The sequence below is a fragment of the Streptomyces sp. MAI_2237 genome, from assembly GCF_054189285.1.
Genome location: NZ_JAJPGQ010000001.1, coordinates 735,355 through 754,083, shown reverse-complemented (window position 1 = coordinate 754,083; position 18,729 = coordinate 735,355). Strand labels below are relative to the sequence as shown.

Genomic DNA, 18,729 nt, shown 5'->3' with positions numbered 1-18,729 from the left:
CCCGTTCGGTGCCCGCCCGCCGTGCGAACGATCTGTTCCGGTCAGGTCAGTACGGCCAGACCGGCGGGTCGCTGACGAAGGCGCCGCCCAGGTACGCGTGCGCGATGTTGCCCTCTTCCAGCTCGCCCTGCTCGGCGATCAGCTTCTGCGCGAACTCCTCCGAGTCGTCCCGCGGCTCGTAGCCGAGCGCCCGGGCGGTGGACAGGTCCCACCACAGGCGGGTGTTGGCGGAGGAGCCGTAGACGACCGTGTGCCCGACGTTCTCGGCGGACAGGGCCGCGTGGAAGAGGCGGGCGCCGTCGGCCGGGCTCATCCACACCGACAGCATGCGCACGCTGGTCGGCTCCGGGAAGCAGGAGCCGATGCGGACCGACACCGTCTCCAGGCCGTGCTTGTCCCAGTACAGCTGCGCCAGGTCCTCGCCGAAGCACTTGGACAGACCGTAGAAGGTGTCCGGGCGGCGCGGGGTGTCGATCGGGATCAGTGGGTCCTCGCCCTGCGGGCGGGGGTGAAGCCGACCGCGTGGTTGGAGGAGGCGAACACGATCCGGGCCACGCCCTCCTCGCGGGCGGCCTCGTACAGGTTGTACGTGCCCTCGATGTTGGCCTTGAGGATCTTCTCGAACGGGGCTTCCAGGGAGATGCCCGCGAGGTGGATGATCGCGTCGACGCCCCGGACGGCCTCGCGCAGGGCGGCACGGTCGGAGAGGTCGGCGGTGACGGCGTCGGGGTCGCCCTCGATCGGGCGCACGTCGAGCAGGCGCAGTTCGTAGCCGAAGGCCGGGAGCAGGTTCCGCATCAGGGTGCCGACCCCACCGGCGGCGCCGGTGAGCAGAACGGTGCGGGGAGCGGGCATCCTCGGTCTCCTTGAAGGCACATGCATGGACAGTATTCACATTCATGGACACGCTAGGGAGCGGTGCCGCGCCCCGTCAAGTGTCCCGCGCGGCCGCCGTATTCACCTCTTTTACAGCGCCTTTCGGTCGACCTCCCGCCGCATTGCGCGCTTGACCGGCCCGGAGAGGGCTCTTTAGGGTGGCGATGTTCAGAAATATAGACGCCGATCACAAGAACGTACGCGCCTGCCTCAGGGAGAGCCCGTGACGCCTGCCCCCCTCGCCGCTCGCCTCAGCATCCCGAGCGGGCCGCTGTTCTTCCCGGTCACCGCCTTCGGCCCGGACGGCGCGCTCGACCTCGCCGCCTACCGCACCCATGTGCGCCGGGGCGTCGAGGCCGGGGCCGCCGCGGTGTTCGCCTGCTGCGGCACCGGCGAGTTCCACGCGCTCACGCCGGAGGAGTTCCAGACGTGCGTGCGGGCGGCGGTCGAGGAGACGGCGGGCCGGGTGCCGGTCGTCGCGGGCGCCGGGTACGGCACCGCCCTCGCCGTGCGCTACGCCCGCCTGGCCGAGGCCGCCGGCGCCGACGGACTGCTCGCCATGCCGCCGTACCTGGTGGTCGCCGGACAGGAGGGGCTGCTGCGGCACTACCGGGAGGTGGCCGCCGCGACCGCGCTGCCGGTGATCGTCTACCAGCGCGACAACGCCGTGTTCACCCCCGCGACCGTGGTCGAACTGGCCCGCACGGACGGGATCGTCGGCTTCAAGGACGGCCTCGGCGACCTCGACCTCATGCAGCGCGTCGTCAGCGCCGTCCGCACCGAGACGACCGGCGACTTCCTCTACTTCAACGGCCTGCCGACCGCCGAGCAGACCCAGCTCGCCTACCGCGCCATCGGCGTCCCGCTCTACTCCTCCGCCGTGTTCTGCTTCGCCCCGGAGCTGGCCCTCGCCTTCCACGCGGCCCTGAACTCCGGCGACGACAGCACCGTCCGCCGGCTCCTCGACGGCTTCTACCGCCCCTTCGTCGAACTGCGCGCCCAGGGCCGCGGATACGCGGTGTCGCTGGTGAAGGCCGGTGTACGGCTGCGCGGACTGGACGTCGGCGAGGTCCGCCCGCCGCTGCACGAGCCGGCCGAGGACCATGTGAAGCACCTCGCGGCGCTGATCGAGCGCGGCTACGCGCTGCTGGAGGAAGGCAAGTGAAGGCGTCGACGTTCGTCTACCCCTGGGACGTCAACGGAGACCCCGGGGCCGCGCACCGCATCGCCGGCCTCGGCGTACGGCAGGTGACGCTGGCCGCCGCCTACCACTCCACGCGCGCCCTGACCCCCCGCCACCCGCGCCACCGCATCGTCACCGCCGAGCACGCGGCCGTGCTGTACCCCACGGACGGGCGCTGGGAGGGGCGGGAGCTGCGCCCCTACCCGGCCGGCGACTGGGCGCCCGGCGACGCGTACGGGGAGGCCGCGGCGGCCCTCGCGGACGCCGGCCTGGAGGTGCACACCTGGGTCGTCCTCGCCCACAACTCCCGCATGGGCGCCGAGCACCCGGACACCTCCGTCGTCAACGCCTACGGCGACCGCTACCCCTGGGCCCCCTGCATCGCCCAGCCCGCCACGCGCGCGTACCTCACCGACCTCGCGGCCGAGGCCGCCGTACGGCCCGGGGCGCACGGCACCGAGCTGGAGTCCCTCGGCTGGTACGGCCTGCAGCACCTGCACGCCCACGACAAGACCGGGGCGGTCGGCCTCGGGGACGCCGGGTACTACCTGATGGCCCTCTGCTTCTGCCCCACCTGCCGCACGGGCTACGGCACCCAGGGCCTCGACCCCGACGAACTGGCGGCCGCCGTACGCGACGCGCTGGAGCCGCTGTGGCGGGGCGCGCCCGACGACGCGGGCTGGGCCGGGGTGGAGAAGCTGCTGGGCGAGGAGAGGGCGGCCGCCACGCGCGCGTGGCGCGACGAGACCGCCCGCACGCTCCAGGAGGCGGCCGTACGGGCGGTGCGCGAGGCCGCCCCCGACGGCTTCCAGGTGCTGCTGCACGCCGACCCGGCGACGTACCGCGTCGGCGCCAACCCGGGCGTCGACCCCGCGCACATCCTCGCCGTCGCGGACGGCCTGGTCGTGCCCTGCGCGGGCGGCCCGGGCCTGCTCACGCCGTTCGCCGAGCAGGGCCGCGCGGGCGCCGTCCTCGCCGCCAACCTGCCCGTGGTGGCGGGCATGGGCGGCAGCCCCGAGACGCTGGCCGCGGACGCGGCGGCGGCCCGCGAGCACGGCGCCACCGAACTGCGGCTCTATCACGCCGGGTTGGCGTCGGACGGCGACCTGGAGGCGGTGCGCTCGGCATTGGGGTCCCTCTGAGGGACGGGCCTCGCGGCGTCGCGACGGCTGACACGTCGCATGCCGATCGCAGCCACCGGACGCCGTTCCGTCTCGCCCGCAGCTCCGTCAGGACGGGCCGGCCGGGGGAAGCGGGCGCCCTCCTCCGCGGTCCGCGCCCGTGGGTCCGAGGAGGGCACGTCCGGATCGGGCGGGTGCCGTAGGAATGCGCCGTCGCAGAACTCCGCCCGCACCGGGCGATGAGTTTCGCGGCCCGCGCCGGTCTGCCTCTTCGACACGACTGTGAGGAGCGGTGAATGACCGACACGATCCTGGATCTCGGACCCCAGGCACGGATCATGGCGCGGCTCGCGGAGGGCGTGCGGGACGAGCAGCTGGCGGCGCCGACGCCCTGCCCCGGCTCCGCGGTGCGCAACATGCTGGGCCACGTGCTGCATCTGTCCGTCGCCTTCCGCGACGCCGCCCGCAAGGAGCTGGGCGTGACGACCGACGGCAACCCGGGCGCCGCCGCCCCCGACCTCACCCCGGGGTGGCGCGAGGAACTGCCCAAGGCCCTCGACGAACTGGCCGACGCCTGGCGCGACCCGGCGGCCTGGACCGGCATGACCAGGGCGGGCGGACTGGACATGCCCGGCGCGGTCGCCGCAGCCGTCGCCGTCGACGAACTGGTGATCCACGGCTGGGACCTGGCCCGCGCCACCGGCCTGCCCTACGCGCCCGACCCGGGGGCGCTGCGGATGTCGTACGACTTCCTGTTCGCGGCGGCCGAGGACCCGAGCCGGGGCGGCGGCATCTTCGGGCCCGTCGTCGCGGTGCCGGCGGACGCGCCGCTGCTCGACCGGGCGGTGGGGCTGAGCGGGCGCGACCCGGGCTGGACGCCGTAGCCGGCGGTACGCGGAGGACGTAGACGCCCGGGAAACGACCGCGGGCGCCGGGGCCGGACCCTACCCTGCCCACCATGCCCCTCAGCCTCACCGTCCTCGGCACCGCCTCCCCGCACCCCGGCCCCGGACGTCCCTGCTCCGGCTATCTGGTGCGCGGCGGCGGTGCCGAGGTCTGGGTGGACGCGGGCCCCGGAACGTTCGCGGAGTTGCAGCGGCACACCGATCCGGCGCGGCTGACGGCGATCTGGATCTCGCACCTGCACGCCGATCACACCGCCGATCTGCTCGCCGCCTGCTACGCCTTCGCCTTCGGCGGACTCACCCCGCCCGCCCCCGTCCCGGTGTACGCGCCCGCGGGCTGCGCCCACCGGCTCGCGGGCTTCCTCGGCCGGCCGGACACCGGGTTCTTGAACGGTGTCTTCGCCTTTCACCCCCTGTACGACGGACACACCGTCCGGCACTGGAACCTGCGGCTGACCTCGCGCGCGGTCGTCCACGACGTCGAGGCGTACGGGCTGCGGGCCGAGTGCCAGGGCAGCGTCCTCGCCTACTCCGGCGACAGCGGGCCGTGCGACGCGCTCGCCGAACTCGCCACCGGCGCGGACGTCTTCCTGTGCGAGGCCGACATCGACCGGCATCGCGATGGCGAACAGCCCGTCCATCTCACCCCGGAGGACGCCGGCGCCTGGGCGTCCGGGGCCCGGGAGCTGCTCGTCACGCACGTGGGGCCCACGCTCAGCCGCGAGTCGGCCGTCAAGCGCGCCGCCGCCGTCTTCCGCGGGCGGACCTCCGCCGCCGTCGAGGGCGACACCAGGGACTTCTGAGCCCGCCACCTCGGCAACCTCGACTTCCTCTGTCGGAAGCATTGACGAAACCTTCGCCCCCTCCTACCTTCAACGCGTCGTACTTCGTACGTCATATATGAGACGCGATACGCGAGATCAGATACGCGACACCGAGAGGGCCGCATGACCTCTGTGCCCACGCCGATCCCGTCCCGCACGCAGTACGTGCTGGACGCGATCAAACACCGCATCCTCACCGGGCAGTTGACGCCGGGACAGGCCCTGGTCGAGACCGAGCTCGCCGCACAGTTCGGGGTGTCCAAGACCCCGGTGCGGGAGGCGCTCAAGACCCTCGCCGGTACCGGGCTCGTCGTGATGAGCCAGTACAAGGGCGTCACGGTGCGCATGGTGGACGCGGACATGGCGCGCGAGGTCTACGACGTCCGGCTGCTCCTGGAGCCCGAGGCGCTGAAGCGCGCCGTACGCCGCAAAGCCTCCCTGAACGCCGCCCGCGATGCCCTCACCAGGGCCGACGCGGCGACCGACACCGCCGAACGGTCCCTCGCCAACCGGGAGTTCCACCGCGCCCTCTACCTTCCCTGCGGCAATCCGCTGCTCGGCCGGATGCTCGACGAGGTCCGCGACCAGGCCGCCCTGGTCTCCGCGGTCGCCTGGGCGGCCTCGCCCTCCTGGGAGCGGGAGGCCGGCGAGCACCGGGAGATCCTGCGGCTCGCCCTGGACGGCGACGCCGACGGCGCCGCGCGCGCCCTGCACGACCACATCGCGTCGTTCGTGCGGCGGGCGTTCCCGCAGGCGGCGGAACCGCCCACGGCAACCGACGAGGAAGGTCAGGAATGAGCAGCGTGACGTTCGAGGCCCAGCGGGCGGCCCTGGCCGACGTGGTGGCGATCCCGGTGACCCCGTTCGCCGAGGACGGCTCCGTCGACACCGTCGCCCACCGGGCCCTGCTGCGTCGGCTGGTCGACGGCGGCGTCCGCATCCTCACGCCCAACGGCAACACCGGCGAGTTCTACGCCCTCACCCCCGAGGAGCGCCGCCTGGTCACCGAGCTGACGATCGACGAGGCGGGCGACGGCGCCGCGATCCTCGTCGGTGTCGGCCACGACGTGCCCACCGCCGTCGCCTCCGCGCGGCACGCCCGCGAGCGCGGCGCCCAGATGGTGATGGTCCACCAGCCCGTCCACCCCTACGTCTCCCAGGCCGGCTGGGTCGACTACCACCGTGCCATCGCCGAGGCCGTCCCCGAGCTGGGCGTCGTGCCGTACATCCGCAACGCCCAGCTGTCCGGCGCCCGGCTCGCCCAGCTCGGCGAGGCCTGCCCGAATGTCATCGGCGTCAAGTACGCCGTCCCGGACGCCGCCAAGTTCGCCGCCTTCGCGCGGGACGCGGGCCTCGACCGCTTCGTGTGGGTGGCCGGACTCGCCGAGCCGTACGCGCCCTCCTACTTCTCCGCGGGCGCCACCGGCTTCACCTCCGGCCTGGTCAACGTCGCCCCCTCCGTCTCGCTGAACATGATCGAAGCGCTGCGCTCCGGCGACTACCCGGCCGCCATGAAGGTCTGGGAACAGATCCGCCGCTTCGAGGAACTGCGCGCCGCGCACGGCTCCGCCGACAACGTCACCGTCGTCAAGGAGGCCCTCGCCTCCCTCGGACTGTGCCGCCACGACGTCCGGCCGCCGAGCCGGACGCTGCCCGAGGAGCAGCGCGCCGAGGTCGCCGTCATAGCCGCCGGATGGTCGATATGACCGGCGGCGAGCGCAAGACCCCCGAGGAGCTGCGCAGCCACCAGTGGTACGGCACCGAGGGCCAGTTGCGCACCTGGTCGCACAACGCCCGGATGCGCCAGCTCGGTTACGAGGCGGAGGAGTACCGGGGCCGCCCGGTGATCGCCGTCCTGAACACCTGGTCCGACATCAACCCCTGCCACGTCCATCTGCGCGAGCGCGCCGAGGCGGTCAAGCGGGGGGTGTGGCAGGCCGGCGGCTTCCCGCTGGAGTTCCCGGTCGCCACGCTCTCCGAGACCTATCAGAAGCCGACCCCCATGCTCTACCGCAACCTGCTCGCGATGGAGACGGAGGAGCTGCTGCGGTCGTATCCGATCGACGCGGCGGTGCTGCTCGGCGGCTGCGACAAGTCGACTCCGGCGCTGCTGATGGGCGCGGCCTCGGCCGACGTGCCGTCGCTCTTCGTGCCGGCCGGGCCGATGCTGCCCGGGCACTGGCGCGGGGAGACCCTCGGCTCCGGCACCGACATGTGGAAGTACTGGGACGAGCACCGCGCCGGCAACCTGACGGACTGCGAACTGCGCGAACTGCAGGGCGGGTTGGCGCGTTCCCCCGGCCACTGCATGACCATGGGCACCGCGTCGACGATGACCGCGGCCGCCGAGGCCCTCGGCATGACCCTGCCGGGCGCCTCCTCGATCCCGGCGGTCGACTCCGGGCACGAGCGGATGGCCGCCGCCTCCGGGCGCCGCGCCGTGGAGCTGGCCTGGACCGGTCTCAGGCCGTCGCAGATCCTCACCCGCGACGCCTTCGAGGACGCCGTCACCACGGTGCTCGGGCTCGGCGGCTCCACCAACGCCGTCATCCACCTGATCGCCATGGCCGGCCGGGCGGGCGTCGAGCTCACCCTCGACGACTTCGACCGCATCGCGCGCACCGTGCCGGTGCTGGCGAACGTCCGGCCCGGCGGACAGACGTACCTGATGGAGGACTTCCACTTCGCAGGCGGCCTGCCCGCCTTCCTCTCCCGCATCACCGACCTGCTGCATCTGAACCGGCCGACCGTCAACGGCACCCTGGGCGAGCAGTTGGAGGGCGCCGCCGTCCACGACGACGACGTCATCCGCACCCGCGAGAACCCGGTCGCCCCCGAGGGCGGAGTCGCGGTCCTGCGCGGCAACCTCTGTCCCGACGGCGCCGTCATCAAGCACATCGCCGCCGAGAAGCACCTGCTGAAGCACACGGGTCCCGCGGTCGTCTTCGACGACTACAAGACCATGCAACGCACCATCGACGACCCGGAGCTGCACATCACCGCCGACAGCGTGCTGGTGCTGCGCAACGCCGGACCCAAGGGCGGCCCCGGCATGCCCGAGTACGGCATGCTGCCCATCCCCGGCCACCTGCTCAAGCAGGGCGTGCGCGACATGGTGCGGATCTCCGACGCCCGGATGAGCGGCACGAGTTACGGCACCTGCGTGCTCCACGTGGCCCCGGAGTCGTACGTCGGCGGCCCGCTCGCCCTCGTCCGCACCGGGGACGGCATCACCCTCGACGTCGAGGCGCGCTCCCTCCAGCTCAACGTGGACGAGGAGGAGTTGGAGCGTCGCCGCACGCGGTGGACGCCTCCGCCCACCCGCTACGAGCGCGGCTACGGCGCCCTCTACAACGAGCAGATCACCCAGGCGGACACCGGCTGCGACTTCGAGTTCCTGGCCGGGCAAGGCAAGGCCCCAGATCCCTACGCCGGTTGACCGGTCCCACCCAGGGGCGCGGGGAACTGCGCGACAAGCCACAACGCACCCGCACCCGCCCCTCAAACAGCAATGGCACCCCACGCGCAGCGAGAAAGCGCTTTCCGCTCCACGAACGCAAGACGTACCGAGAACGGAGACCCTGTCATGGCCCAAGCCGCAGCCGTGGCGAAACCGCCCGCGCCACCCCGGCGGCGCCGTGCCTCCGCCACCCCGCGCAGGCTCCCGTACCTGCTGATCGCGCCGGCGGGGCTGCTGATGCTGGGCTTCATCGCCTACCCCGTCATCAGCGTCTTCTACTACAGCCTGCAGAACTACAACCCCACCAAGCCGTGGCGCAACGGCTACGCGGGCTTCGACAACTTCGTCCAGATCTTCACCAAGGACACCCAGTTCTGGGACACGCTGACCTTCAGCGCCAAGTGGGTCGTCGTCGAGGTCGGTCTGCAGCTGCTCTTCGGTCTCGCGCTCGCGCTGATCGTCAACCAGACCTTCGTGGGCCGCGCGGTGGGCCGGGCCCTGGTCTTCTCCCCGTGGGCCGTCTCCGGCGTGCTGACCTCCGCGATCTGGGTGCTGCTCTACAACTCCCAGACGGGAATCACCCGTTACCTCGCCGACCTCGGCATCGGCTCCTACGGCACCAGCTGGCTGTCGGACACCTCGACCGTCTTCCCCGCGGCGATCGTCGCCGACCTGTGGCGCGGCGTCCCCTTCTTCGCCATCCTCATCCTCGCCGACCTCCAGTCAGTCTCCAAGGACCTCTACGAGGCCGCCGAGGTCGACGGCGCCAGCCGCCTCAAGCAGTTCTGGCACATCACCCTGCCCCACCTGAAGGACGCCATCGTCCTGTCGACGTTGCTGCGCGCGGTGTGGGAGTTCAACAACGTCGACCTCCTCTACACCCTCACCGGCGGGGGACCGGCCGGCGAGACCACGACCCTGCCCCTCTACATCGCCAACACCAGCGTGGACGCCCACAACTTCGGCTACGCGTCCGCCCTGACCACGGTGGCGTTCGTGATCCTGCTCTTCTGCTCGATCGTCTATCTGCGGCTGAGCAAGTTCGGAGGCGACCAGAAATGATCACCGAGATCGCCCCCGCGCCGGAGCGCATAGCCTCCGAGCCCGCACGCCGGCCGCGCGGAAAGCGCCCCGCCTGGGACGAGGTGCCCCGATGGCACATCTACCTCCCGCTCTCGATCTACCTGCTCTTCACCCTGATCCCGTTCTACTGGATCCTCCTGTTCGCCCTGCGCCCGGCCGGCTCGACCTCGCTGGTGCCCTGGCCGATGACCTTCGACCACTTCGAGAAGGTCTGGAACGAGCGGGCGTTCGGCACGTACTTCCAGAACAGCGTCCTCGTCGGCGTCGCGACCCTCGTGATGACGACCCTGGTCGCCCTGGCCGGCGGATACGCCCTCGCCCGGTTCGACTTCAAAATCAAGAAGGCCTTCATGCTGGCCCTGCTGTGCACGCAGTTCGTGCCCGGTGCCCTGCTGCTGGTCCCGCTCTTCGAGATCTTCGCCAACCTGCGGATGATCAACTCGCTCGCCAGTGTCGTCATCGCCGAGACGGTCTTCCAGCTGCCCCTGTCGATGATCCTGATCAGCGGCTTCATCCGGAACGTGCCTTTCTCCCTGGAGGAGGCCGCCTGGGTCGACGGCTGCAACCGCTTCACCGCCTTCCGGATCGTCGTCCTGCCGCTGCTGCGGCCCGGGTTGATCGCCGTCGGTTCCTTCGCCTTCGTGCACGCCTGGAACCACTTCCTGTTCGCCCTCATGTTCCTGTCCGACCAGGGCAAGCAGACCATCCCGGTCGGCCTCAACACGCTGATGAGCGCGGACAGCGTCGACCTCGGCGCGCTCGCCGCGGGCGGCATCATCGCGGCCGTACCCGTCGTGATCGTCTTCGCCTTCATCCAGAAGTGGCTGATCACCGGCTTCAGCGCGGGGGCGGTGAAGGGATGAGGGCCCGTCCGTTGCCTACCCTGCACGCACGAACCAGCGCGGGGAGGATCCCATGAGCACCGTAGACATCGTCCTGGCGGGCGCGCGCGGCCACGGCCGCTGGCACCTCGACAACATCCGGCGCCTCCAGGACAAGGGCATCGTCCGGCTGGCGGGCATCTGCGAGCTGACGCCGCTCGGCGCCGACGAGATCCCCGACGGCCTCGGCACGCCCGAGCAGTCCGCCGACTTCGGCGCCCTCCTCGACTCCACCGGCGCCCGGGTCGCGGTGATCTGCACGCCGATCCCCACGCACACGGACCTCGCGCTGACCGCCGCAGCCCGGGGCGTGCACGTGCTGCTGGAGAAGCCGCCCGCGCCGTCGTACGCGGAGTTCCGCCGGATGGCCGACGGGGTCGCCGCGGCCGGGGTCGTCTGCCAGATCGGCTTCCAGTCGCTGGGCTCGCACGCCGTGCCGGCGATCCGCGAGATGATCGCCGAGGGTGCCGTCGGAGACATCGTCGGGATCGGCGGAGCCGGCGCCTGGGCGCGGCCGGAGTCGTACTACCGGCGGGCGCCCTGGGCTGGGAAGCGGCGGCTGAACGGCGTCGACGTCGTCGACGGCGTACTGACCAACCCGCTCGCCCACGCCGTCGCCACCGGCCTCGCGCTCAACGGCTCCGCGCGCGCCGAGGACGTCACCGACGTCGAGCTGGAGCTGCTGCGCGCCAACGCCATCGAGTCCGACGACACCTCCTGCGTCCGCGTCACCACCGCGCAGGGCCGCCAGGTCACCGTCGCCGCGACGCTGTGCGCCGAGGAGCCCGGCGAGCCGTACGTCCTGATCCACGGCACCCGCGGCCGGATCACCTTCTGGTACAAGCAGGACCGGGTCCTGCTCCAGCGCGCGGACCACGGTCCCGAGGAGTACGAGTACGGCCGCACCGACCTGCTGCAGAACCTCGTCGACCACCTCACCGACGGCGACGACCTGCTGGTCACCCCGGACGCGACGGGCGCCTTCATGAAGGTCGTCGAGGCCATCCGGCTGGCCCCCGATCCCACCCCGCTGCCGGACACGGCCTGGCGGCTGCTGCCCGAGGAGGAGCGCCGGGTCGTCCCCGGCATCGACGCCCTGGTCGTGGCCGCCGCCGACACCCTCGCCCTCTACTCCGAACTCGGCGCCGGCTGGGCCCCACCGAGAGAGGTGAGCACCTGATGACGACCAACGAATCCACGGTCCTGCGGGTCTCGGGCCGCCCGGTCGGCCGCTACGTCACCCGGCCCGAACTCCCCGCCAGGCTCTCCCCGCGCCCCTATCTGCACCCCGTCACCACCCTGGCCGGCACGGCGGTCACCGAGCTCAGCCCCGCCGACCACACCCACCACCTCGGCGTCGGTGTCGCCGTTCCCGACGTCGAGGGGCACAACTTCTGGGGCGGCCGGACCTACGTCCGCGACCAGGGCCCCACCGAGCTGGACAACCACGGCGCCCAGCGCCACATCTCCTTCCAGCTGCGCGACCCCGACGGCTTCGTGGAGGAGCTGCGCTGGGTGGCGTCCGGGGCGGAGCTGCTGCGCGAGCGCCGCACGGTGGCCGCTACCGAACTCACCGACACCGCCTGGGCGCTGGACTTCACCTTCTCCCTCACCAATGTGACCTCGGGTCCGCTCTCCTTCGGCAGCCCCGCCACCAACGGCCGCCCGGGCGCCGCGTACGGCGGCTTCTTCTGGCGGGCCCGCAAGGAGGAGGACGCCCCGCACGTCTTCACCCCGGACCGCGAGGGCGAGCCGGCGGTGCACGGCAGCCGCGCCGACTGGCTCGCCCTCGCGGGATCCACCTGGACCCTCGTCCTCGCCGGTGCCACCGACGCCACCCGCCGCGACCCGTGGTTCGTGCGCACCGCCGAATACCCGGGCGCGGGACCGTCGTTGGCGTCCGAGGAGCGGCTCCCGGTCGAGCCGGGCGGCACCGTCGTACGCCGTGTCGTCACCGTCGTCGCCGACGGGCGGCTGGGCCGGGACGAGGCGGCGGCGCTGGTCCGCAAGGCGGTGAGCCGGTGACGACGTACACCAACCCCGTCCTGAACGCCGACTGGTCCGACCCGGACGTCCTGCGCGTCGGCGACGACTTCTACCTCACCGCCTCCAGCTTCGGCCGCGCCCCGGGCCTGCCCCTGCTGCACTCGCGCGACCTGGTCAACTGGACGCTGGTCGGCCACGCCCTCGAACGCCTCGAACCCGAGGCGGAGTTCAGGACGCCACGGCATGACTGCGGTGTGTGGGCACCGGCGTTCCGGTACCACGACGAACGCTTCTGGATCTTCTGGGGAGACCCCGACCAGGGCGTCTTCCAGGTCAACGCCCCGGCGGTGCGCGGCCCGTGGACCCGGCCGCACCTGGTCAAGGCCGGGAAGGGCCTCATCGACCCCTGCCCGCTGTGGGACGAGGAGACGGGAGACGCCTATCTGGTGCACGCCTGGGCCAAGTCCCGTTCCGGGGTGAAGAACCGCCTCACCGGCCACCGGATGCGTCCCGACGGCACCGAGGTCCTCGACGAGGGCAAGGTGATCGTCGACGGGGACCGGATACCGGGCTGGTTCACCCTGGAAGGCCCCAAGCTCTACCGGCACGACGGCTGGTTCTGGATCCTGGCTCCCGCGGGCGGGGTGGAGACCGGCTGGCAGGGCGCCTTCCGCTCACGGGGCTTCTTCGGGCCGTACGAGGAGCGGATCGTCCTGGAGCAGGGGGACACCGACGTCAACGGGCCGCACCAGGGCGGCTGGGTCCGCACCCGGACCGGCCAGGACTGGTTCCTGCACTTCCAGCAGCGCGGCGCGTACGGCCGGGTCGTCCACCTGCAGCCGATGCGCTGGGGGAGTGACGGCTGGCCGGTGATCGGCGACGAGGGCGCCCCCGTCGCCGTGCACGAGGCGCCCGCGCTGCCGGCCCAGCCGCCCGCCGCGCCCGCCACCGACGACGACTTCCCCGGCGGGCGCTTCGGCCGCCAGTGGAGCTGGACCGCCAACCCCCGGGACGGCTGGGCCACCCAGCACTCCGGCGACGGCCTGCGGCTGTCCTGCGTCCGCTCGGCCGACGTCCATGACCTGCGCAGACTCCCGAACGTCCTCACCCAGCGGCTGCCGGGGACCCCGTCGGCCGTCGAGGTGGAGCTGGCCCTGCACAGCGAGGAGCCGGGGGCGCGGGCGGGACTCGCGGTGCTCGGGGACGCGTTCGGCTGGATCGGCCTGCAGCGGGGCGGCGACGGGGCGGTGCACGTGGTGCACCGGTTCGCCGAGGCCGTCGCCGACCACGAACGGGACGCGGACCATCCGCGGCTCGCCCCCGAGGGACGGGTCCGGCTGCGGATCGAGAGCGGGGCGGGAGCCCGCTGCCGCTTCCTCTACGACACCGGTCGGGGCCCGCGCCCGTCGGGACCCGTCTTCTCCGCCACCCCCTGGCGCTGGGTCGGCGCCGTGCTGGGCCTGTTCGCCGTAGCGCCCGCCGGAACGGGACACGCGGGCGCGGCAACCTTCACGCGCTTCAGGATCGACTCCCCGTAACCCCCCGCCCCACCGCTGCAACGCCGCACCGCACAGCACCACCCTGGCAGCAAGCGCTTGCCCCGAGCGGGTGGCGCCGCACCCCGCACCGTCCCCCCACAACCTCACATCTCCGTAGGAACCAGAAGAGAGAGCCGGCCAATGAAGACCAGCATCCGCAGAAACAGGCGCGCCGCCGTTGCCGTCGCCCTGGGCTCCGTACTCGCCCTGACCGCCACCGCCTGCGGTGACGACGGCAGCGGCAGCGCGGGGGACAAGGGCAACGAGGGGTCCGGCAAGGGGGAGATCACCTTCTGGGACAACAACGGCGGTGTCCGCACCGACATCTGGAAGCAGATCATCTCCGACTTCGAGAAGAAGTACCCGAACATCAAGGTCAACTACGTCGGCATCCCGGCCGCGAGCGCCCAGTCGAAGTACGACACCGCCATCCAGGGCGGCGGCCTGCCCGACGTCGGCGGTGTCGGCACCGCGATGCTCGCCGAGGTCGCCGTCCAGGGTGCGCTGGAGCCGCTGGACGGCCGGCTGGCGAAGAGCCCGCTGAACGGCAAGCTCAGCCAGAACCTGCTGGCGAGCAGCAAGGCGGCCGGCGGCGGCGACCAGCTGTACCAGATCCCGACCTCGTCGAACAACGGCACGCTGTGGTACCGGACGGACCTGTTCAAGAAGGCCGGCCTGGACGCGCCGACGACGTGGGACAAGTTCTACACGGCGGCCGACAAGCTCACCGACAAGGGCAAGAACCGGTTCGGGTTCACCATCCGCGGCGGCGAGGGGTCCATCGCCCCGGCGCTGGACGCGGCGTACAGCCAGAGCGGCATCACCTCGTTCTGGAACGGTGACAGGACGACGGTCAACGACCCCAAGAACGTCGCCGCGCTGGAGAAGTACGTCGCCCTGTACAAGAAGGACACCCCGTCCGCCGACGTCAACAACGACTTCACGAAGATGGTCGCCCAGTGGGACAGCGGCACCATCGGCATGCTCAGCCACAACCTCGGCTCGTACCAGGACCACTTGAAGGCGCTGGGCGCGGACACGTTCCGGGGCCTGCCGAACCCGACGCAGGCCGACGGCACGCGCGTGCAGATATCGAACCCCGTCGACGGACTGAGCCTGTTCAAGTCCAGCAAGAACAAGGCGGCCGCCTGGAAGTTCGTCGAGTTCGCCCTCTCGCACGAGGAGAACTCGAAGTTCAACCAGTCCGCCGGGCAGATCCCGGCGAACACCGACGCCGCCAAGGACGCGTGGATCCAGAAGGCCGAGCCCACCAAGCTGGCGGCCGAGGCGCTCAACGGCGCCGGCACGAAGATCGTGCAGCTGCCGTACTACCTGCCGGACTGGAACACGATCTCCAAGGCCGACAACGAGCCGAACTTCCAGAAGGTGCTGCTCGGCAAGATGAGCGCGAAGGACTTCCTGAACACGCTGGCCGACCAGCTGAACAAGGCGCAGGCGGACTGGAAGCAGAACCACTGACGGTGCCGGGTTCGGGCGTGGGGGACCGCGGGTCCGTCGTGGCTGGTCGCGCAGTCCCCCGCGCCCCTGGACGTGGGAAAGGTGAACGGTCTTGTCGCTTACCCGTAGACAGGTCGCCGCGGCCGCGGTGGGTGTCGTTCCGATCGTCGGGCGGTCCCGCGCGAAGAAGCAGCGCACCCTCTACATCGCCGGTGATTCCACCGCCGCCCAGAAGTACGCCGACGCGGCCCCCGAGACGGGGTGGGGGATGGCGCTCCCCTTCTTCCTGCGGAAGGACGTCGTCGTCTCCAACCAGGCCGTGAACGGGCGCAGTTCGAAGAGTTTCGTGGACGAGGGACGGCTCGACGCCATCCTCGGCACGATACGGCCGCACGATCTGCTGGTCGTCCAGTTCGCGCACAACGACGAGAAGAGCGGGGACCCGACCCGGTACACCGAGCCGTGGACGACGTACCAGGAGCATCTGCGGCTGTACATCGAGGGCGCCCGTGCCCACGGCGCCCGCCCGGTGCTCGCCACCCCCGTCGAGCGGCGCCGTTTCGACGCCGACGGCAACGCCGTGCCCACCCACGGCGACTACCCGGCGGCGATGCGCGCGCTCGCCGCGGAGGCGCGGGTGCCGCTGCTCGACATCGAGGCGCTGTCGCTCGCCCTGTGGCAGCGGCTCGGGGTGGAGGCGACGAAGACGTACTTCAACTGGACGGACACCGAGCAGGACAACACGCACTTCAACCCGCCGGGGGCCATCGCCGTGGCCCGGCTCGTGGCGCAGGAGCTGCTGCGCACCCGGGTTCTGGCCCGGCACGACGTCATCCGGCTGCACGAGGAGATCCCGACCTCGTGGATCACCTGGCCACCCGCAAGCTGAGGAGAACCGCACCGTGCGTACACAGAAATGTCATGGACGTGTCATAGGAACCGTCGTGGGCTGCACCGCCCTCGTACTGGCGGTCACCGGGACCGCCCAGGCCGCCCACCGGCCCTCCTTGGACCGGCAGGTGCTGCCCGCGAGCGACGGCTGGGCCTCCTACGGCACCGGCACCACCGGTGGCGCCGCCGCCGACGCCGCCCACGTCCGCACCGTCACCGACTGGGCCGGCTTCAAGGCCGCCCTGGCCGACGGCGGCACCGCACCGAAGATCATCAAGGTGAAGGGCACCATCGACGCGGACGGGCCCGGCTGCGCCTCCTTCGAGGTGCCGGGGTACGACTTCGACACCTACCTGAAGACGTACGACCCCGCCGTCTGGGGCCGCGACAAGAACCTGGACGGCGAGCCGGACGCCAGCCCCGAGGGCCTGCGCCGCGCCTCACAGGCCAACCAGGACGCCTACATCAAGGCGTACGTCCCGGCCAACACCACGATCATCGGCATCGGCGAGAACGCCGGCTTCCGGGGCGCCAGCCTGCAGATCAAGGGCGTCGACAACGTCATCGTCCGCAACCTCAGCCTGGAGAGCCCGCTCGACTGCTTCCCGCAGTGGGACCCCACCGACACCGCCGACGGCAACTGGAACTCCGAGTACGACAGCGCGGTGATCTACGGCTCCACCCACGTGTGGATGGACCACGACACCTTCACCGACGGCGACCACCCGGACAGCACCCTGCCGTACTACTACGGCCGGATCTTCGAGCAGCACGACGGCGAGCTCGACATCGTCAAGGGCGCCGACTACGTGACCGCCTCCTGGAACGTCTTCGAGGACCACGACAAGACGATCCTCATCGGCAACAGCGACAGCGCCTCGACGGCCGCCGTGGACCGGGGCCATCTGAAGGTCACCTTCCACCACAACCTGTTCGCGAACCTCGTCGAGCGCGCGCCCCGGGTGCGGTTCGGCCAAGTCGACTCCTACAACAACCACTTCGTCGCGGGCGACGGCTACGCCTACAGCTACGGCATCGGCATGGAGTCCCAACTCGTCTCCGAGCACAACGCGTTCACGCTGCCCGACGGGGTCAGGGCCGGTTCGATCCTGAAGAAGTGGAAGGAGGCGCCGCTGACCGCCGACGACAACTACGTCAACGGCGAGCTCACCGACCTGATCGCCGTCCACAACGCCCAAGTGCCCACGGAGGTCCTCCAGTCGGGCGCCGGCTGGACGCCGACCCTGCGCACCGGGGTCGACCCGGCCCGGGCCGTCCCCGGGATCGTCGACCACTGCGCGGGCGCGGGCAAGCTGCGCTGACGCCCCGGGCCGGGGCGCATGGCGCCCCGGCCCCCTTCCCCCAGAGCCGCACTGCGAAGGACCACTCGTATGCCCTCGCCGCACCTTCCCCCGTCCCGGAGGGGCTTCCTCCGCGCCGGCGCCGGGCTGGCCGCCTCGCTCGGCCTCGCCACCGCCACCGCCCCGGCACGAGCCGCCGAGCGGGCCTGCCCCTTCGGCCGCCACGGCTCGCCCGAGCGCCGTCTGACCCCGCAGACCCTGTACGTCGACCCGCACGGGCGGGGCGACTTCACCTCCGTCCAGGCCGCCTTGACCGCCGCGACCGGCAGCGGCCGGACGCTGGTCATCGCGCCCGGCACCTACCGGGAGACCGTCCTCCTGGACGCCGCCCGCACGGAGGCCACCTGGATCGGCGCCTCGGAGGACCCCCGGGACGTCGTGATCGTCTACGACCACGCCAACGGCACCCCCAAGCCCGGCGGCGGCACCTACGGCACCACCGGGTCCGCCACCGCCACCCTCCAGGCCGACGGCTTCACCGCCCGCTGGATCACCTTCGCCAACGACTGGCTGCGCGCCGACCACCCCGACATCACCGGCACCCAGGCGGTCGCCGTCAAGGTGCAGGGCGACCGGAGTTCCTTCACCCGCTGCCGCTTCCTCGGCCACCAGGACACCCTGTACGCCGACTCGATGGCGCTCGGCACCTTCGCCCGCCAGTACTACGCGCACTGCTATGTCGAGGGCGACGTCGACTTCGTCTTCGGGCGGGCCACGGCCGTCTACGACCGCTGTCACTTCCGCACCCTCGACCGCACCGACCTGGCGGCCGCCCCCTTCGGGTTCGTCTTCGCGCCCTCCACGGCGGCCGCCAACCCGCGCGGCTACCTGGTGACCGGCAGCCGGGTGAGCAGCGAGGCACCGGACGGCTTCTACAAGCTGGCCCGCCCCTGGGTGCCCGGCTCCGACACCACCGCCCGCCCGATGCTCACCGTCCGCGACACCCACCTCGGCCCCGGCATCGACGCGGTCGCGCCCTACACCAACATGTCGGACACCTACCCGTGGCAGCTCCAGCGGTTCGCCGAGTACCGCAACACGGGCCCCGGCGCCGTCGTCAGCGTGCCGGCCAACCGCCCCCAACTCACCCCCGAACAGGCCGCGTCGGCGACCCGCGAGGTCCACCTCGGCGACTGGACGCCCTGGAAGGAGGGCCGCTGAG

General features: G+C 71.9%; 16 protein-coding genes and 1 pseudogene. 16 read left to right on the top strand and 1 reads right to left on the bottom strand.

All coding sequences use genetic code 11. The features are described 5' to 3' along the window. Window positions 1-46: 46 nt before the first annotated feature. Window positions 47-855: pseudogene (locus LN251_RS03525) on the bottom strand (NAD-dependent epimerase/dehydratase family protein). A gap of 244 nt (window positions 856-1,099) precedes the next feature. Between LN251_RS03525 and LN251_RS03520 the strand changes: the two are divergent. The 16 genes from LN251_RS03520 (at window position 1,100) to LN251_RS03445 (ending at window position 18,728) form a co-directional block, all read left to right on the top strand. Beyond that, the gene (locus LN251_RS03520; RefSeq protein ID WP_458243038.1) at window positions 1,100-2,041 is read left to right on the top strand and encodes a 5-dehydro-4-deoxyglucarate dehydratase; all 942 of its coding nucleotides are present in this window, start codon (window positions 1,100-1,102) and stop codon (window positions 2,039-2,041) included. Beyond that, the gene (locus tag LN251_RS03515) at window positions 2,038-3,201 is read left to right on the top strand and encodes a hypothetical protein (protein WP_458243037.1); all 1,164 of its coding nucleotides are present in this window, start codon (window positions 2,038-2,040) and stop codon (window positions 3,199-3,201) included. The genes LN251_RS03520 and LN251_RS03515 overlap by 4 nt, the downstream gene beginning before the upstream one ends. 275 nt (window positions 3,202-3,476) lie before the next feature. After that, the gene (locus LN251_RS03510; RefSeq protein WP_458243036.1) at window positions 3,477-4,064 is read left to right on the top strand and encodes a TIGR03086 family metal-binding protein; all 588 of its coding nucleotides are present in this window, start codon (window positions 3,477-3,479) and stop codon (window positions 4,062-4,064) included. Window positions 4,065-4,138: 74 nt separating this feature from the next. Next, window positions 4,139-4,888 (top strand): MBL fold metallo-hydrolase, encoded by a 750-nt coding sequence (locus LN251_RS03505; protein WP_458243035.1) that lies wholly within the window; start codon window positions 4,139-4,141, stop codon window positions 4,886-4,888. Between the two features lie 144 nt (window positions 4,889-5,032). Next, window positions 5,033-5,707: a GntR family transcriptional regulator gene (locus LN251_RS03500; protein WP_458243034.1), complete on the top strand. Its 675-nt coding sequence runs from the start codon at window positions 5,033-5,035 to the stop codon at window positions 5,705-5,707. Next, window positions 5,704-6,615, top strand: a complete 912-nt coding sequence (locus LN251_RS03495) for a dihydrodipicolinate synthase family protein (RefSeq protein ID WP_458243033.1) — start codon at window positions 5,704-5,706, stop codon at window positions 6,613-6,615. Before LN251_RS03500 ends, LN251_RS03495 begins: the two co-directional genes overlap by 4 nt. Then, entirely contained in the window at window positions 6,612-8,348 is a 1,737-nt protein-coding gene (gene araD / locus LN251_RS03490; RefSeq protein WP_458243258.1) for an L-arabinonate dehydratase, read from the top strand. Before LN251_RS03495 ends, araD begins: the two co-directional genes overlap by 4 nt. A 147-nt stretch (window positions 8,349-8,495) precedes the next feature. Continuing rightward, on the top strand, window positions 8,496-9,431 hold the full coding sequence (locus tag LN251_RS03485) for a carbohydrate ABC transporter permease (RefSeq protein ID WP_249836869.1): 936 nt from the start codon (window positions 8,496-8,498) through the stop codon (window positions 9,429-9,431). After that, window positions 9,428-10,315 carry a carbohydrate ABC transporter permease gene (locus LN251_RS03480; protein WP_458243032.1) on the top strand — a complete coding sequence of 296 codons (888 nt, stop codon included), beginning with the start codon at window positions 9,428-9,430 and terminating at the stop codon, window positions 10,313-10,315. The genes LN251_RS03485 and LN251_RS03480 overlap by 4 nt, the downstream gene beginning before the upstream one ends. A gap of 52 nt (window positions 10,316-10,367) precedes the next feature. After that, window positions 10,368-11,513 carry a Gfo/Idh/MocA family protein gene (locus tag LN251_RS03475; protein WP_458243031.1) on the top strand — a complete coding sequence of 382 codons (1,146 nt, stop codon included), beginning with the start codon at window positions 10,368-10,370 and terminating at the stop codon, window positions 11,511-11,513. Beyond that, window positions 11,513-12,358: a DUF6807 domain-containing protein gene (locus LN251_RS03470; protein ID WP_458243030.1), complete on the top strand. Its 846-nt coding sequence runs from the start codon at window positions 11,513-11,515 to the stop codon at window positions 12,356-12,358. Before LN251_RS03475 ends, LN251_RS03470 begins: the two co-directional genes overlap by 1 nt. After that, entirely contained in the window at window positions 12,355-13,857 is a 1,503-nt protein-coding gene (locus tag LN251_RS03465) for a family 43 glycosylhydrolase (protein WP_458243029.1), read from the top strand. The genes LN251_RS03470 and LN251_RS03465 overlap by 4 nt, the downstream gene beginning before the upstream one ends. A gap of 141 nt (window positions 13,858-13,998) precedes the next feature. Then, window positions 13,999-15,336: an ABC transporter substrate-binding protein gene (locus LN251_RS03460; RefSeq protein WP_458243028.1), complete on the top strand. Its 1,338-nt coding sequence runs from the start codon at window positions 13,999-14,001 to the stop codon at window positions 15,334-15,336. A 91-nt stretch (window positions 15,337-15,427) separates the two neighbouring features. After that, a complete protein-coding gene (locus tag LN251_RS03455) occupies window positions 15,428-16,204 on the top strand; it encodes a rhamnogalacturonan acetylesterase (protein ID WP_458243027.1) in 777 nt (258 codons plus the stop codon). A 13-nt stretch (window positions 16,205-16,217) separates the two neighbouring features. Beyond that, complete coding sequence (locus tag LN251_RS03450; RefSeq protein WP_458243026.1) at window positions 16,218-17,528, top strand: pectate lyase family protein; 1,311 nt, start codon at window positions 16,218-16,220, stop codon at window positions 17,526-17,528. Window positions 17,529-17,597: 69 nt separating this feature from the next. Beyond that, window positions 17,598-18,728, top strand: a complete 1,131-nt coding sequence (locus LN251_RS03445) for a pectinesterase family protein (protein WP_458243025.1) — start codon at window positions 17,598-17,600, stop codon at window positions 18,726-18,728. Window position 18,729 lies beyond the last annotated feature (1 nt).

Coding starts and splice junctions, on each gene's coding strand:
- LN251_RS03510 (WP_458243036.1), top strand. CDS start 3,477: ATGACCGACACGATCCTGGATCTCGGACCCCAGGCACGGATCATGGCG.
- LN251_RS03505 (WP_458243035.1), top strand. CDS start 4,139: ATGCCCCTCAGCCTCACCGTCCTCGGCACCGCCTCCCCGCACCCCGGC.
- LN251_RS03500 (WP_458243034.1), top strand. CDS start 5,033: ATGACCTCTGTGCCCACGCCGATCCCGTCCCGCACGCAGTACGTGCTG.
- LN251_RS03495 (WP_458243033.1), top strand. CDS start 5,704: ATGAGCAGCGTGACGTTCGAGGCCCAGCGGGCGGCCCTGGCCGACGTG.
- araD (WP_458243258.1), top strand. CDS start 6,612: ATGACCGGCGGCGAGCGCAAGACCCCCGAGGAGCTGCGCAGCCACCAG.
- LN251_RS03485 (WP_249836869.1), top strand. CDS start 8,496: ATGGCCCAAGCCGCAGCCGTGGCGAAACCGCCCGCGCCACCCCGGCGG.
- LN251_RS03480 (WP_458243032.1), top strand. CDS start 9,428: ATGATCACCGAGATCGCCCCCGCGCCGGAGCGCATAGCCTCCGAGCCC.
- LN251_RS03475 (WP_458243031.1), top strand. CDS start 10,368: ATGAGCACCGTAGACATCGTCCTGGCGGGCGCGCGCGGCCACGGCCGC.
- LN251_RS03470 (WP_458243030.1), top strand. CDS start 11,513: ATGACGACCAACGAATCCACGGTCCTGCGGGTCTCGGGCCGCCCGGTC.
- LN251_RS03460 (WP_458243028.1), top strand. CDS start 13,999: ATGAAGACCAGCATCCGCAGAAACAGGCGCGCCGCCGTTGCCGTCGCC.
- LN251_RS03445 (WP_458243025.1), top strand. CDS start 17,598: ATGCCCTCGCCGCACCTTCCCCCGTCCCGGAGGGGCTTCCTCCGCGCC.